This is a genomic window from Pseudomonas anguilliseptica (assembly GCF_021375795.1).
GTDB lineage: Bacteria > Pseudomonadota > Gammaproteobacteria > Pseudomonadales > Pseudomonadaceae > Aquipseudomonas > Aquipseudomonas anguilliseptica_A.
Window position 1 is genome coordinate 426,169 of the sequence record NZ_JAEIOI010000001.1, and the last position, 15,708, is coordinate 441,876.

A 15,708-nucleotide genomic window follows, 5' to 3' on the forward strand; every position below is an offset into this window, starting at 1 on the left:
TACCGCCACTCCATGGCTGAGGCCACTGTCTCCATGTGTTTGAACTTTCTGCGCAGGCTGTCGCTGGCATTTTGCTGTGTGCTGCTGATCCCGCCCCTGGCGGCGCGCGAACTTTTGGCTGTAGGCAGTAACTTTCCCGGCGTATTTGAGCAGCACGGCAGCAGCTATAGCGGCCTCGCCACCAGTGTATTGCGCCAGGCGCTGGAGCCGTTGGGCTATCAGGTGCGCTTCGAGTTGTATCCCTGGGCCCGTGCGCAGCACATGGTGGCCCGCGGGGAGGCCGACATCCTTATCGGGCCTTACAAGAACGCTGCGCGTGAGCAGCTCTTAGTGTTCTCCGCACAGCCCTTCTACCGCGACCACATCGTTTTTTACCGCCCGCGCGGCGGCGTGTTGCGCTGGGACGGCGACTATCAGCAGTTGCTTGGTCGGCGCATTGGCGTAGTGCGTGCCTGGTTCTATGGCGCGGGTTTCGACAGCCGGCGTGAGCAGCTCGAATTGGTCACCGTGGAACAGGTCGAGAATGGCTTGAAGATGCTCGCTGCCGGCCGCCTGGAGCTTCTGGCCAGTAATCAGCGTAATACTCAGCCGGCGCTTCTAGCATTGGGGCTGGCTGACAAACTCGAACAACTAGAAACGCCGATCGACCTGCAGGACGGCTACTTTGCCTTTCCCCGCGATGAGCGTTACCGGTCTTTGCGTGAGCAGTTCGACCGGGCGCTGCAGCAGATGACCGAACAAGGTCGGTTGGCGCAGTTGGCTGCCGACTGGCAGGTGGAAATTCCTTAGACGACGCGCACTATTCCCAACAGTTGCACGCCACTGGCCAGACGCAGGGTCACTTCGTCGCCAATCTGTTTGCCGAGCAGGCTTTGTCCCAGCGGTGCCTGCGGGCCGATCACCTGCACGGCCTGGCCATCCTGCTGCAGCTTCATCGCTGCGCCGTCCGGGCCGAGGAACAGGCACTGGCGGCGCTCTTGCTCGTCGTTTAGCTCAACCAACGCGCCGAGTTGAATGCCCAGTTGTGGGTCAAAGCTACGCAGCACCAGCTGCTTCCAGTTGGCCAGCGTCTGGCGAATGGCGGCGGCGCGGCGGGCCTGTCCGGTGGCCAGATAAGAGGCTTCCAGACCCAGGGTGTCGTATTTGTTTTCGGCGATATTTTCTTCATGGGTCGCCGCTTCGTAGGCGGTCAGTGCCGCCTGTTGGGCCTGCAACAGGTCATCTTCGAGGCGGGCGATTACCTGTTGTAGCAGCTGGGCTTTGTTCATGTTTGCTTCTTCAGTAGGTGCGCGGCCAGGGTGCGCAGTGGCCCCAGTTGGCGGCAGATCAGCGCCAGTTGGGTTTGCACCAGTCGTTGTTGGTCATCCAGGTCATCGCTGAGTGTTTCCAGCTCACGGGCCAGCTGCTCTTCGGCGTCACTGTGGATGGCTACCGGGCGCTCATCGCTGAGGCAGCTGGCAATCTCTTCCAGGCTGGCGGCCAACTGGCTGGCGCTGGCCAGCAGCGGGTTGTCGCTGCCACTCAGGCTGGTTTCACCGCGGTGTGCGCCAAGGCCCGAAAGGTAGCTCAACAGGGTGTGGGAGAGCACCAGAAAGCGGAAGCCAATATCCGCTTCCTTACGAAAATGCCCCGGCTCCATCAGCATATTGCCCAGGGTGGTCGAGAGTGTGGCATCGGCGTTGTGCGCGTTGCGCCGGGCCAGGCGATAGGCCAGGTCGTCGCGCTTGCCGCTGGTGTATTGGGCAATGATCTGTTGCAGGTAGCGGCTGTTGCAGCTCAGGGTATTGGCCAGCAGACGGTTGAGGCGGCGACCCTGCCAGTCCGGCAGGATCAGCAGCACGGCCAGGCCGGCGATCAGGCTGCCGAGCAGCGTGTCGACCAGGCGCGGAATAAACAGCCCGTAACCGTCGCCGACCTGGTTGAAGCAGAACAACACCAGCAGGGTGATGGCAGCCGTGGCCAGGGTGTAGCGCGTGCTGCGCAGGGCGAAGAACGCCACCCCGGCGACCACCGCGAACAGCGCCTGTATCAGCGGGCTGGGGAACAGGTCGAACAGCGCCCAGCCGATCAGCAGGCCAAGTACGGTGCCGCTGATGCGCTGCACCAGCTTGAGCCGGGTCGCGCCATAGTTCGGCTGGCAGACGAACAGCGTGGTCAGCAGGATCCAGTAGCCTTGCGCCGGGTGAATCCAGTGCAGTACGCCATAGCCGGCGGCCAGGGCGATGGACAGGCGCAGGGCGTGGCGAAACAGCAGCGAGGTGGGCGTCAGTTGCAGGCGCAGGCGTTCCCAGACGTCCTTGAGTGACTGCGGTTCGCGGTCGAGCAGGCTGCTGTCTTGTTCTTCGGCGAGGGCATCGGGGTTGCTGGCATTGCCCAGCAGCGCATCCAGGCTGCGCAGGTTGCCGGCCAGCGCACCGAGTGAGCGCAGCAGGTGACGCCAGGCTGGGTTGCTCTGCATGCGCAGGTGTTCGAGCGAGTCGTGCAGGTCGGTCAGTGCCTGGCGGCAGAGCTCGCGGTACTCGAACGGCTGGCGCAGCTCGATGGCCTGGGCCAGGCGCTGACAGGCTTCGCCATGCAGGCGCAGCAGGCGTTGGCAGCGGAACAGCACATCGCTGTGGAAGAACGCCTCGGCCAGCTCGTTGTAGGGGTAATGCGAGGAGCTGGCGCGCTCGTGAATATCCTGGGCGAGGAAATACAGCTTGAGATAGCGGCTGACCTTCGGCCCCGGCCGGCCATTGCCGACCCGGTGCAAGATGATCTCTTTGGCTGCGTTGAGTGCCGCCACCACTTTGCCGTTCTGCTTGGCCAGGGCCAGGCGACGTTCTTCCACATCCAGCTGGCGCAGCGGTTCGAACAGCGCGGCCTTGAGCTTGAGGTAGCGTCCCAGCTCGCGAAACAGCCGCGCCAGGCTGTGCTGCACCGGCTGGTTGGCAAACAGCGCATTCCACAGCACCGACAGCAGGCCATACCAGGCCGCACCGGCCACCAGCAGCAGAGGCTCCTGCCACAGGCCCGCCGCACCGCCGCGCTGCTCCACGCCGATCATGCTGTACACCGCGAGAATCAGCGTGGCCGCGCCGAGGGTGGCGTAGCGTTCGCCGAGTGCGCCGAGCATGGTCAGAGCAAAGCTCGACAGCGCCAGGGCGCAGACAAACAGCCAGGGATAGGGGAAGAGAAACTCCACCGCATAAGCGGCGACGCTAAAGCAGCCGAGGGTGACCAGCAGCGCTCCCAGGCGGCCCTGCCAACTGTCGTCGGTTTCCGCCAGGGCGCTGGCGATCACCCCGAGAAACAGCGGAATCAATGCATGCATCCAGCCCTGCGACCAGCACAACAGCAGCGCGCCGCTGAGGGCGATAAACACCCGCAGGCTGTAGCTGAATTTATCCTGAGCCCAGAGGCGGCGTAGCGAATAAGGTAATGAGCGCGATGGCATGGCCCGGCCTTGAGCAAGCGTAAACAGGTAGCAGCCTAACGGAGTCTGTGCCGAGTTGGCAGCCATCGCAGGCGTTTCATGCTTATTTATCGGTTGCCGGGCTTGCGCGCGTGGTACGAATCCGCATGGCAGCTACGCTGAAATCATTCGCTGTTTGCGTGAGGCATCCGCCGTGCTGTTCACCTCGTTGCGTGCGTTGCTCCCGTTGCTGTTCGCCAGTCTGCTGTGCGCACCGTTGACGGCCGAGCCGTTACGGCTGTTTACCGAAGAGTACCCGCCGATCAATTTCAGTCAGAACGGCGAGCCGGCTGGTCTGGCCACCGAGGTGGTGAAAGAAATCATGCGCCGCACCGGGCAGAATGCGCCGATCAGCGTGGTGCCCTGGGCGCGTGGTTATCAGGAGGCCCTGACCCGCGCCAACACCGGACTGTTTGTGGCCATGCGCACCCGTGAGCGTGAGCACCTGTTCAAGTGGGTCGGGCCGGTTACCCGCAACGTCACCAGTTTCTACGCCCTGCGCCGCTCCTTTCTCTCGATCAGCCGCGCTGAGGAAGCCCGTGAGTACGGTGAGATAGCCGTGCCGCGCGATTGGTACAGCCACCAGCGCCTGTTGGCCGACGGCTTCAGCAACCTGACCCCGGTTACCGGGCCGGCGCAGGTGGTCAGCATGCTCAAGCGGGGGCGGGTCAAGCTGATGGTGCTGGACAACCTGAGCATCAATGCGCTGCTGGCCCAGGGCGATATCCAGGCCGACGAGGTGCAGCTGCTGTTCAACTACATGCACAGCGACAGCTATATCGCCTTTTCTCAACAAACCGATGATGCGCTGATCAGCCGTTGGCAGCGCGAGTTGAACGCGATGAAGCAGGACGGCAGCTTTGCCGCTATTCATCACAAGTGGTTACCGGGCGAGCCGCTGCCACCGCTTGAGCCGGCCCCGGCCCCTTGAATCAGACAAACTGCGCGGCGGCGTAGCCTGAGGCCCAGGCCCACTGGAAGTTGAAGCCGCCCAAGTGACCGGTGACATCCAGCACTTCGCCGACAAAATACAGCCCAGGCGATTTCAGCGACTCCATGGTTTTCGACGACACCTCTCGGGTGTCCACGCCGCCCAATGTCACCTCGGCGGTGCGATAACCCTCGGTGCCGGCCGGCACCAGTTGCCAGTCACCGAGCTGCTCGGCAATCGCCTTGAGTTCGGCGTGGGTGTACTGCTTCAGCGGTTTGGAGGCGAACCAGTTGTCCGCCAGCAGGCCGGCCATTTTCTTGGTAAATAGCTCGGCCAGCAGGGTTTTCAACTCGCTGTTGGGGCGTTCGCGCTGTTGCTGTTCCAGCCACTCGGGCAGGTCGATATGCGGCAACAGGTTGATGCTGATGGCTTGGCCCGGTTGCCAGAACGAGGAAATCTGCAGGATTGCCGGGCCACTCAGGCCGCGGTGGGTGAACAGGATATTTTCCTTGAAGCTCTGCCCGTTGCAGCTCACCACACAGTCTTCCACCGAGGTGCCGGACAGTTCGCTGCACAGCGCCTTGAGTTGTGGGTCGGTGAGGGTAAACGGCACCAGACCGGCGCGGGTTGGCAGCAGGTTATGGCCGAACTGCTTGGCCACCTGATAGCCGAAACCGGTGGCACCGAGGGTCGGAATCGACAGGCCGCCGGTGGCGATTACCAGCGACTCGCAGCGCACCACGCCGGCGCTGGTGTGCAGCTGATAGCCGTTGTCCAGTTTGCTGATCTCGCCCACCGAGGTGTCCAGGCGCAGCGTTACGCCGGCTTCGTCACACTCGCTGAGCAGCAGGCCGAGGATGTCGCTGGCCTTGTTGTCACAGAACAGCTGACCGAGCTTCTTCTCGTGGTAGGGCACGCCATGCTTGGCCACCAAGCCGATAAAGTCCCACTGGGTATAGCGCGCCAGGGCGGATTTGCAGAAGTGCGGGTTTTCCGAGAGAAAGTTGCTCGGCTCGCAGTACATGTTGGTGAAATTGCAGCGCCCGCCACCGGACATCAGGATCTTCTTGCCGGCCTTGTTGGCGTGATCGAGCAACAGCACCTGACGCCCGCGCGCCGCCGCTGTCAGCGCGCACATTAGCCCGGCGGCACCGGCTCCGATAATCACGACCTGGGGTGTCAGCACTGCAATTTCCTCAACCTACGACCCGCGCCACTGCGGGCGCAAAACAGCGCGCATCTTAACTGATGGCTTATGAGGTGTGCCTGGACCGGTGATCGACTAGGCTTAGCACTCTGTGATTTCTGGACCGCGATTGATGAATGGAACGCGTGTTTGCCTGCTGTTGTGGGTGCTCCTGCTGCCCTTGCATGGCAATGCTGCGCAAGCCCTGCGGCTGGTGGCTGACCCCTGGCCACCGTTCAATGATCAGACGCTACTGAATAACGGCGTGGCTTCTGACCTGGTGGCCACGGCGCTGACTCGTGCCGGCTACACCACCAGCTATGCCCAGGTGCCCTGGGAGCGTGCGGTGCGCGGGTTGCAGCAGGACACCTACGATGTGCTGATCAACGCCTGGTACACCGATGAGCGGGCCGTCTTCGGTCATTACTCGCAGCCTTACCTGATCAACCGCATCCGTTTTCTGCAACGCAAGGGCAGCCAGATCAAATTCACCCAGTTGCCCGACCTGTACCCCTACAGCATTGCCGTGGTGCGCGGTTATGCCTACTCCAGCGAGTTTGATCAGGACAGCCGGCTGACCAAGGTCGGCGTGGTCGGCTTTGAGGTCGGTGCGCGCATGTTGCAGGCGCGGCGGGTGCAGTTGACCCTGGAGGACGAGCTGGTGGCGCGCTATCACCTGAGCCGTAGCCTGGCCGGGATTCGTGATCAGCTGGAGTTTCTGCCGCAGCCGTTAAGTGAGAACGGCCTGCATATTCTGATCAGCCGTAAACACCCGCAGCACCGGCAGATTGCCGATGCCTTCAACAAGGCGATTGAGGACATGCGCGCCGATGGCAGTTATGCGCAGATCTTTCTGCGTCATGGGCTTTAGAGTCTTCACTGCTGCATTGTTAGCCAGCGCTGGTCACTGCCAGCAGTTGCGCCCACGGCCCTGGCTCTTGGCCTGATACAGGCGCAGGTCGGCCTGGTGCAGCAGGCTTTCCAGGTCGTCCGGGGCACCGTGGTAGATGCCGGCGCTGAACGACAGCGGCGGTGCACCAACGGCGTATTTCAGGCTGGCGCAGTAGCTGCGCAACTGGTCGAGGGCGTCGCTGAGGGTGGCGGCGTCCTGCTGGCTGACCATGGCGAACTCTTCACCGCCCAGACGGCCGAGCAGAGCATCGGGGAACACCGCAGAAAATGCCCGGGCAAAGGCGATCAGTGCGGCGTCACCGCTGGCGTGGCCGTGTTCGTCGTTGATCCGTTTGAAGAAATCCAGATCGAGCATCGCCACGCTGAGGTCGCGACCGCCCGAGCGGGCCTGCTGGAACAGTTGCTGGCCGTGCTCATAAAAGGCGCGGCGGTTGTTCAAGCCGGTCAGGGCATCAAACTGTGCGGCCTGCTTGAGGGCGCGCAGCAGGTCGCGGCGTTCCAGGGTCGACATCACCCGGCAGTTGAGTTCTTCCGGGCAGAAGGGCTTGCGCAGAAAATCGTCGGCACCGTGCTTGATAAACTTTGCGCTAAGCGAACCCTTGGTGTCGGCAGACAGGCCGAGAATGATCAGTTCGTGGCGTTTCATCTTCTGCCGCAGCAGCTTGACCAGATCAAAACCGCTGAGTCCCGGCATGCTGTGGTCGACCACCAGCAGGTCGATATCCGGCTGCTCCTTGAGCAGGCGCAGGGCTTCGTCACCGTCGCAGGCTTCGAGAATCTGGTAGCGGTGCGGGGTTAGAACATGGCGGATGTAGTGACGGGTGGCCTCGGAGTCCTCGGCGATGAGGATCTTTACCGCACTGTTGCTTTCCAGGCGGTGCAACAGGCGGAAGGCGTACTCGTAGGAGTGCTGGCTTTCCTTGAGTACGTAATCGACCACGCCCTTGAGCAGCATCTGGTCGCGGCGCTGCTCGTTGTAGGTGCCGCTGAGGACGATGCAGGGCAGGTGGTAACTCATCACCACATCGACAATCTCACCGTCCGGGGCGTCCGGCAGGTTGAGGTCGACGATAGCCGCGAAGAACAGCTCGGCCGAGGTTTCCAGTATCACCTGGGCTTCACCCATGGAGGCGCAGAAGATGGGCTGGAAGCCCGTCTCCTTGCGAAACAGATGTTCGAGAATCTTCAGCACCAGTGGGCTGTCTTCGATCACCAGGATATTGCGCAAGGGGATACTCCTCTGTCGCTGACCGCATCACTGCGGCCGTCTGCTTAGCTCATGCGGCAACTATAGGGTACGCACGCGCAGCGAACGACCTTTGATCTTGCCTTCACTGAGGCACTTGAGTGCCTGCATGGCGACGACGCGCTCAACGGCTACATAAGCCTGGAAGTCGAAAATGGCGATCTTGCCGACCTGCGCGCCAGGGATGCCGGCTGCGCCCGTCAGGGCGCCAAGAATATCGCCGGGACGCAGTTTGTCCTTGCGCCCGGCGCCGATGCACAGGGTGATCATCGATGGCTGCAACGGCGCGCCGCCCTGGTGTTTCAGGCTGCTCAGCGGATGCCAGTTGAGTGGCGACTTTTGCAGGGTCTCGATGGCCTGGGCGCGATGGCCTTCGGCTGGTGCGACCAGACTCACGGCCAGGCCCTTTTCACCGGCACGTCCGGTGCGGCCGACGCGGTGAATATGGATTTCCGAATCACGCGCCAGTTCGACGTTGATCACCATGTCCAACGCGTCGATATCCAGGCCGCGTGCGGCCACATCGGTGGCCACCAGCACGGACAGGCTGCGGTTGGCGAACATTGCCAGCACCTGATCACGGTCGCGTTGCTCCAGGTCACCATGCAGCGCAGCGGCCGAGATGCCTTTGGCGGTCAGATGGTCGACCACGTCCTGGCACTGCTGCTTGGTAAAGCAGAAGGCCACGCAGGACTGTGGGCGGAAGCTGTTGAGCAGCTTGACCACGGCGTCCAGGCGCTCTTCCGGGGCGATTTCGTAGAAGCGCTGTTCGATCTGCGTGTCGTCGTGCAGGGCCTCGGCCTTGACCTGCTGCGGGTCGCGCATAAAGGCCGCGGCCAGTTGCTTGATCCCGGCCGGGTAGGTGGCGGAGAACAGCAGGGTCTGCCGGCGGCTCGGGGTCTGCCCGATGATGTCGGCGATGCTGTCGTAAAAGCCCATGTCGAGCATGCGATCGGCTTCATCGAGCACCAGGGTGTTCAGACCGTCGAGCTTCAGTGTGCCCTTGCTCAGGTGCTGCTGGATGCGCCCCGGGGTGCCGACGATGATCTGCGCGCCGTGTTCCAGCGAGCCGATCTGCGGGCCGAACGGCACACCGCCGCACAGGGTGAGAATCTTGATGTTGTCTGCCGAGCGCGCCAGGCGACGCAGCTCCTTGGCCACCTGATCGGCCAACTCGCGGGTCGGGCAAAGCACCAGCGCCTGGCAGCCAAAATAGCGTGGGTTGAGCGGGTTGAGCAGGCCGATGCCAAAAGCGGCGGTCTTGCCGCTGCCGGTCTTGGCCTGGGCGATCAGGTCCATGCCCTTGAGCATGACCGGCAGGCTCTGCGCCTGGATCGGCGTCATCTCGGCGTAACCGAGGGACTCGAGGTTGGCCAGCATGGCGGCGGAAAGCGGCAGAGAAGAGAAAGCGGTTTGAGTCACGGTGCAGGCCTGCTAAACGAAATGGCGTGCAGTGTAACAGGCTGCGCCCTACGCCCTGACGTTAACAGGCAGCCGGTCGTGGGCCGGTGCGGCTTAGAACCTTATTTATGATCTCGCGAGCTAGAGCCATGCAAGGCAAGAACAGGCGAGGAAGCGGAGTTTACTGGTGTAAATGAGCATAACTCGCTTAGCTCGCCCTTCGGGTCGCGCTAAAGCGCGTTAGCCGCAAGCGGCTTGCCGAGCCTGTTTTTAACGCAGTAGGGCCGACGCGCAGCAGATCGTAAAAAGGTTCTAGAACAGATCGATGGGGTCTACGTCCAGCGACCAACGCACCGCGCGGCCACTGGGCATCTGCTCCAAGGCCAGCATCCAGCTGTTGAGCAGGCGGTGCAGCGGGGCACGGGCATTGGCCTGGATTAGTAACTGGGCGCGGTAGCGACCGGCGCGGCGCTCCATCGGTGCGGGAATCGGCCCGAGCAGTTCGATGCCGCTGAGTGCCAACTCGCCGAGCAACAGTTCGGCTTCCGTGCAGGCATTGTCGAGAAAACCTTCGGCCTGGCCGGGTTTGTGCGCTTCGGCGCGCAGCAGGGCGAGGTGGCAGAACGGCGGCAGGCCAGCGCTGCGGCGCTCACTGAGGGCCTGTTCGGCGAAGGCGAAGTAGCCCTGCTCGGTCAGCTGCACCAATAAAGGGTGGTCGGCCAAGTGGCTCTGGATAATCACCTTGCCTGGCTCTTCGGCGCGTCCGGCGCGGCCGGCGACCTGTACGATCAGCTGGGCCATGCGCTCGCTGGCGCGAAAATCCGCCGAGAACAACCCGCCATCGGCATCGAGAATCGCCACCAGGGTTACGCGCGGGAAGTGGTGACCCTTGGCGAGCATCTGCGTGCCGACCAGGATGCACGGTTCGCCGCGCTGCACGGTATTGAACAGGCTGGTCATGGCCTCCTTGCGCGAGGTGCTGTCGCGGTCGACGCGCAACACCGGCACACCGGGGAAGAGAATCTCCAGGCGTTCTTCGGCGCGTTCGGTGCCTGCGCCAACCGGGCGCAGGTCGACGGTGTTGCATTTCGGGCAGTTGCTCGGCTGGCGCTCGACGTGGCCGCAGTGGTGGCAACGCAGCTCGCGTGAGCGCTGGTGCACGGTCATCCGCGCGTCGCAGCGTGGGCACTCGGACAACCAGCCGCAGTCGTGGCAGAGCAGGGTCGGGGCGAAACCGCGGCGGTTGAGGAACACCAGCACCTGCTGGCCGGCTTGCAGGGTTTGGCCGATGGCCTGCTGCATGGGCCCGGAGATGCCAGAATCCAGCGGTCGGCTTTTTACATCCAGGCGCAGAAAGCGCGGCTGCTTGGCACCGCCAGCGCGTTCACGCAGATGCAGCAGGGCGTAGCGGCCGTTGTGGGCGTTGTGCAGGCTTTCCAGCGAGGGTGTGGCCGAGCCCAGCACGATTGGGATGTTCTCCTGATGGGCGCGCACCACCGCCAGGTCGCGGGCGTGGTAACGCAGACCTTCCTGCTGTTTATAGGAGGCGTCGTGTTCCTCGTCGATGATGATCAGCCCGGGGTTCTGCATCGGGGTGAACAGCGCCGAGCGGGTGCCGATGATGATATCGGCCTCACCGTCGCGCGCGGCCAGCCAGGCGTCCAGGCGTTCGCGGTCATTGACTGCAGAATGCAGCAGGGCGATGCGCGCGTTGAAGCGCTGCTCGAAACGCGCCAGGGTCTGCGGGCCTAGGTTGATCTCCGGGATCAGCACCAGAGCCTGCTTGCCGGCCTCCAGGGTTTCGCGGATCAGTTGCAGGTAGACCTCGGTCTTGCCGCTGCCGGTCACCCCGGCGAGGAGAAAGGCGTTGAAACTGCCGAACCCTGAACGGATCGCCGCGCTGGCCGCGCGCTGTTCGGCATTCAGCGGCAGTTCCGGCTGGGCCAGCCAGTTGGCGTGGCGCTCGCTTGGCGCATGGCGGCGCACGTCAATCTGTACCAGGCCCTTTTCCAGCAGCAGGTCGAGGCTGTCCTTGTTCAGCTGTAATTTGCTCAGCAGTGCATGGGCAACGCCATGGGGGTGCTGGGCCAGGGTTTTCAGCGCATCGCGCTGGCGCGGTGCGCGGCTCAGGCGTGGGTCGTCCAGTTGTGCACCGGGAGTGACCGACCAGAAGCGCTGTTGGCGCACTTCCGCCGGCTCGCCCTGGCGCAGCAGCACCGGCAGCGCCCAGCTCAGCGTGTCGCCGAGGCTGTGCTGGTAATACTGCGCGGTCCACAGGCACAGCTTGAACAGTGCGGGCGGCAGCGGCGATTGGGCATCGAGCAATTGCAGGGCGGGTTTGAGCTTGTCGGCCGGCACGTCGCTGTGCTCTGTGACTTCGATCAATATGCCGATCATCTCGCGTCGGCCAAACGGCACCCGCAGCCGCGCCCCTGGCTGCAAGGCGCTGCGCGGCACACCGAGCGGGGCACGGTAATCGAACAGGCGGCGCAGCGGCGAGGGCAGGGCGAGGCGCAGAATCACGTCGGGCACGCAGAGGCTCCAGTGGCAAGGGCGCGATCTTAGCACGCAGGCAAGCGACAGCCGGCCTTGCGTCGCTGCGGTGCTCTGGTATTATCGCCGGCCTATTTCCGTGCGGTACCTGACAATAGTGTCTGGTGGCGGCACGACAGCCCTGAGGAATCATCATGAAAGCCGATATCCACCCGAACTATGTAGCCGTCACCGCCACCTGCAGCTGTGGCAACGTGATCGAAACTCGCTCCACCCTGGCCAAGCCACTGAGCCTGGACGTGTGCAACGAGTGCCACCCGTTCTACACCGGCAAGCAGAAAATGCTGGATACCGGCGGCCGTGTTGATCGCTTCAAGCAGCGTTTCGGCATGTTCGGCGCCAAGCAGTAAGCTTGCGCGCAGCGACGCAGACCCACATGGTTTGCACCTCGCTACTGAAAAAGGCGTCCCTTGTGGGCGCCTTTTTCGTTTTCGGCGTTTATGCCGGCGGCGCGCTGGCGTTCTGCCCGGCGCCGGGCAAGCTGCCCAGCGTCAAGGTGCAGCGCGTGGTTGACGGTGACACCCTGCGTCTGGCCGACGGACGCAATGTACGTCTGATTGGCATCAACAGTCCCGAACTGGGCCGCCAGGGCCGTTCCGCCGAACCATTTGCCGAAGCCGCACGCAAGCGCTTGCAGGCGCTGGTGGCGGCCAGTGAGGGGCAGGTGGCCTTGCAGCTTGGCCGGCAAGCCAAGGACCATTACGGGCGCACCCTGGCGCACGCCTATGACAGCCAGGGGCGCAATCTGGAAGCGCAGCTGCTCGCCGAAGGTCTGGGCTATCGGGTGGCGGTGGCGCCCAATCTGGCGTTGGTGGCGTGTCAGCAAGCCGCCGAGCGTCGTGCAAGAGAGACGCGTACCGGGCTTTGGCAGCGTTCACCAGTGCAGGCGGCTAAACAGATAGCCCGTGGCGGATTTGCCTTGGTGCAGGGTCGGGTCCAGCGTGTCGAGCGCAATGGCGGTGGCGTATGGCTGGAAATGGAGGATGCGCTGGTGCTGCATATCGCCCCGCGTGCAGTGGACAATTTTGACCTGCGCGCTGTCCAAGGCTTGGCCGGGCAGCAGATCGAGGCGCGCGGTTGGGTGGTCGATCGCGCGAAACGCGGCGGCCTGCGTGCCGGGCAGGCGCGCTGGATGTTGCCGTTGACCGACAAGAGCATGCTGGAGGTGCTGCCATGAACGTGCGTGCATTGCTGCTACTCGTTCTGCTGGGCCAACTTGCCGGCTGTGCGGTTAATCCTGCGACCGGGCGCAATAATTTCGTGATGATGAGCGAGCAGCAGGAGCTTGACCTCGGGCGCCGCTACAACCAGCAGATCCTCAAGGAAAATCCGCGTTACGCCGACGAGAAGCTGCAAGCCTATGTGCAGCAGGTGGGCGAGCGGGTGGCGAAGAACAGCCACCGCAATCAACTGGCTTATCAGTTCACGGTGGTGGACAGCCCGGATATCAACGCCTTTGCCTTGCCAGGTGGCTACATCTATATCCATCGCGGATTGTTGGCCTACCTCAGCTCGGAGGCCGAACTGGCTGCTGTGCTCGGTCATGAAGTGGGTCACGTTAGCGCGCGGCACAGCGTGCAGCAGCAGAGCCAGTCCACTGCCTGGGGGTTGCTGGGCCAGGCGGTGGCAATTGGTACTGGCGTGGGTGCCGCTGCCGATGTGACCAGTGTGCTCGGTGGCGCCGTTGTTCGCGGCTATGGCCGCGACATGGAGCTGGAGGCCGACGGCCTCGGTGCGCAGTATCTGGCGCGTAGCGGCTATGATCCGCAGGCCATGGTCGCCGTGGTCAAGGTGTTGAAGAATCAGGAAGACTTCGCCCGTGACCAGGCTGCCGAGCGCGGCGAAGCGCAGCCGGCGGGCGGTTATCACGGTTTGTTCGACACTCACCCGGACAATGATCGACGTCTGCAACAGGTGCTGGGCCCTGCACGCGCCCTGGCCACCGGTCAGCAGGAGGTCAATCGCGAGGGCTTTCTCAAGCGCCTCGACGGCCTGCCTTTTGGCGATTCGGCTGAAACCGGGGTGCGCCGTGGTCAGCGCTTTTATCATGCGGATCTGAACTTCACCCTGGCTTTTCCCCAGGGTTGGAACCTACTCAATCGCCCGGATGCGCTGATCGGTCACACTGCCGATCAGCAGGCATTTATCGCCATGACGCTGGACGACAATCCGCAAAAGCTGGCGCCGGCTGAGCTGCTGCGCCAGCGCGTCGGCGGCCAGCGCCTGGTGGCGGGTGTCGAGTTACAGCAGGCTGGCCTCACGGGTTACAGTGCGGTGCTGCCGGGTAATGCCGCCAAGCGGATAGCGGTGATCCAGCATGGCACGCGGGCGTACCTGTTCGTTGCGGCGGTGCGCGGGCAGGCCTCGCTGGAGAGCCAGGATGCGCAGTTTCTCAGCGTGATCAAGAGCTTTCGCCCGATGACCGCTGCCGAATACATGCAGGCGCAGCCGCAGCGGCTGCAACTGGTCAAGGTAAAGCCGGGTCAGACCCTGGAAAGTCTGGCCAAGGACAGCCCTCTGGCGGGGGATGCAGTGAAGGCTCTGCGCTTGCTCAACAACCTCTACCCCAGCGGCCAGCCTCGCCCCGGTGATTGGCTCAAAGTCGTACGCTAGGGCCTGCGTGCGTATCCGGACTCGTCAGTCTTGTGCAGCTGTATACAACTTGCGTATCCTCGCCGCCTGCCTGTTCAACACCCCCAAGCGGAAAAGCCACCATGTCTGATTTGAAAACAGCCGCTCTTGAATATCACGCCAATCCCCGTCCGGGTAAGCTGAGTGTCGAGCTAACCAAGCCCACCGCAACCGCGCGCGACCTGTCCCTGGCTTACAGCCCCGGCGTCGCCGAGCCTGTGCGCGAAATTGCGCGCGACCCGGAGCTGGCATACCGCTACACCGGCAAAGGCAATCTGGTGGCAGTTATTTCCGACGGTACCGCGATTCTCGGCCTGGGTGACCTCGGCCCTCTGGCGTCCAAGCCGGTGATGGAAGGCAAGGGTGTGCTGTTCAAGCGCTTTGCCGGCATCGATGTATTCGACATCGAAGTCGAGTCTGAAAGCCCTCAGGCATTTATCGACACCGTTCGCCGTATCTCGATCACCTTTGGCGGGATTAACCTGGAAGACATCAAGGCACCCGAGTGCTTTGAAATCGAGCGCACACTGATCGAACAGTGCGACATTCCGGTGTTCCACGATGACCAGCACGGCACCGCCATCGTGACCGCAGCGGGCATGCTCAACGCCCTGGAAATCGCCGGCAAGACCCTGCCGGACGCCAAGATTGTCTGCCTGGGTGCTGGTGCTGCGGCCATCTCTTGCATGAAATTGCTGGTGAGCATGGGTGCGAAGGTCGAGAACATTTACATGATCGACCGCAAGGGCGTGATCCACGCTGGTCGTGACGATCTGAACCAGTACAAGGCGGTGTTTGCCAGCGAAACTAGCAAGCGCACCCTGTCTGATGCACTGGATGGTGCAGATGTATTTGTCGGCCTGTCCGGTGCCAACCTGCTGGCTCCTGAAGACCTCAAGCGTATGGCGGCCAACCCGATCGTGTTTGCCTGCTCCAACCCGGACCCGGAAATCAAGCCGGAGCTGGCGCGTGAAGTGCGCAGCGATGTGATCATGGCCACCGGTCGTTCCGATTACCCGAATCAGGTCAACAACGTGCTTGGCTTCCCGTTCATCTTCCGTGGTGCGCTGGACGTCCGTGCGACCCGCATCAACGAAGAGATGAAGATTGCAGCCGCTCTGGCCCTGCGTGATCTGGCCAAGCTGCCCGTGCCGCAGGAAGTCTGCGACGCGTACGGTGGCATCGCTCTGTCGTTCGGCCCTGAGTACATCATTCCGAAGCCGATGGATCCGCGTCTGATCACCGTGGTTTGTGATGCGGTGGCCAAGGCCGCTATCGAGAGCGGTGTGGCGACCTTGCCGTATCCGAAGCACTACCCGCTGCAGTCGGTTAACGACGTGTTCAGCGGCTAAGCCTGCGAACAATAAAAAACCCGCTGCGGCGGGTTTTTTATT

Annotated in this window: 13 protein-coding genes; 7 read left to right on the plus strand and 6 right to left on the minus strand. The window is 62.9% G+C overall.

Features of this window, described 5'->3' with window-relative positions; all coding sequences use genetic code 11:
• Positions 1-33: 33 nt before the first annotated feature.
• On the plus strand, positions 34-789 hold the full coding sequence (locus IOD17_RS01985; protein WP_233683438.1) for a substrate-binding periplasmic protein: 756 nt from the start codon (positions 34-36) through the stop codon (positions 787-789).
• Here IOD17_RS01985 and IOD17_RS01990 read toward each other — a convergent pair.
• Together IOD17_RS01990 and yccS are read right to left on the minus strand one after the other, a co-directional pair.
• Positions 786-1,268, minus strand: coding sequence for a GreA/GreB family elongation factor (locus IOD17_RS01990; protein WP_233683439.1), 483 nt, complete (start codon positions 1,266-1,268; stop codon positions 786-788). The two genes, IOD17_RS01985 and IOD17_RS01990, sit on opposite strands and share 4 nt — an antisense overlap.
• Positions 1,265-3,436 (minus strand): YccS family putative transporter, encoded by a 2,172-nt coding sequence (gene yccS, locus IOD17_RS01995; RefSeq protein ID WP_233683440.1) that lies wholly within the window; start codon positions 3,434-3,436, stop codon positions 1,265-1,267. The genes IOD17_RS01990 and yccS overlap by 4 nt, the downstream gene beginning before the upstream one ends.
• 154 nt (positions 3,437-3,590) lie before the next feature.
• Here yccS and IOD17_RS02000 point away from each other — a divergent pair, with 154 nt between their 5' ends.
• Complete coding sequence (locus IOD17_RS02000) at positions 3,591-4,385, plus strand: substrate-binding periplasmic protein (RefSeq protein ID WP_233683441.1); 795 nt, start codon at positions 3,591-3,593, stop codon at positions 4,383-4,385.
• Position 4,386: 1 nt separating this feature from the next.
• Here IOD17_RS02000 and IOD17_RS02005 read toward each other — a convergent pair whose 3' ends face one another.
• Positions 4,387-5,571, minus strand: a complete 1,185-nt coding sequence (locus IOD17_RS02005) for an NAD(P)/FAD-dependent oxidoreductase (RefSeq protein WP_233683442.1) — start codon at positions 5,569-5,571, stop codon at positions 4,387-4,389.
• Between the two features lie 133 nt (positions 5,572-5,704).
• Here IOD17_RS02005 and IOD17_RS02010 point away from each other — a divergent pair, with 133 nt between their 5' ends.
• Positions 5,705-6,442: a substrate-binding periplasmic protein gene (locus IOD17_RS02010; protein ID WP_233683443.1), complete on the plus strand. Its 738-nt coding sequence runs from the start codon at positions 5,705-5,707 to the stop codon at positions 6,440-6,442.
• Positions 6,443-6,475: 33 nt separating this feature from the next.
• On the opposite strand, the gene IOD17_RS02015 is transcribed toward IOD17_RS02010, so the two are convergent.
• The 3 genes from IOD17_RS02015 to IOD17_RS02025 form a co-directional block, all read right to left on the minus strand.
• Positions 6,476-7,711 carry a diguanylate cyclase domain-containing protein gene (locus IOD17_RS02015; protein ID WP_233683444.1) on the minus strand — a complete coding sequence of 412 codons (1,236 nt, stop codon included), beginning with the start codon at positions 7,709-7,711 and terminating at the stop codon, positions 6,476-6,478.
• Between the two features lie 60 nt (positions 7,712-7,771).
• The gene (gene dbpA / locus IOD17_RS02020) at positions 7,772-9,151 is read right to left on the minus strand and encodes an ATP-dependent RNA helicase DbpA (protein ID WP_233683445.1); all 1,380 of its coding nucleotides are present in this window, start codon (positions 9,149-9,151) and stop codon (positions 7,772-7,774) included.
• Between the two features lie 291 nt (positions 9,152-9,442).
• Positions 9,443-11,662 carry a primosomal protein N' gene (locus IOD17_RS02025; protein WP_233683446.1) on the minus strand — a complete coding sequence of 740 codons (2,220 nt, stop codon included), beginning with the start codon at positions 11,660-11,662 and terminating at the stop codon, positions 9,443-9,445.
• Between the two features lie 155 nt (positions 11,663-11,817).
• Between IOD17_RS02025 and rpmE the strand changes: the two genes are divergently transcribed.
• The 4 genes from rpmE to IOD17_RS02045 all read left to right on the plus strand — a co-directional run bounded on the left by rpmE (position 11,818) and on the right by IOD17_RS02045 (position 15,666).
• A complete protein-coding gene (rpmE, locus tag IOD17_RS02030) occupies positions 11,818-12,033 on the plus strand; it encodes a 50S ribosomal protein L31 (RefSeq protein WP_090249983.1) in 216 nt (71 codons plus the stop codon).
• 26 nt (positions 12,034-12,059) lie between these two features.
• Positions 12,060-12,860: a thermonuclease family protein gene (locus IOD17_RS02035; RefSeq protein WP_233683447.1), complete on the plus strand. Its 801-nt coding sequence runs from the start codon at positions 12,060-12,062 to the stop codon at positions 12,858-12,860.
• On the plus strand, positions 12,857-14,296 hold the full coding sequence (locus tag IOD17_RS02040; protein ID WP_233683448.1) for a M48 family metalloprotease: 1,440 nt from the start codon (positions 12,857-12,859) through the stop codon (positions 14,294-14,296). The genes IOD17_RS02035 and IOD17_RS02040 overlap by 4 nt, the downstream gene beginning before the upstream one ends.
• A 101-nt stretch (positions 14,297-14,397) precedes the next feature.
• Entirely contained in the window at positions 14,398-15,666 is a 1,269-nt protein-coding gene (locus tag IOD17_RS02045) for a malic enzyme-like NAD(P)-binding protein (protein WP_233683449.1), read from the plus strand.
• The last annotated feature ends 42 nt before the right edge of the window (positions 15,667-15,708 follow it).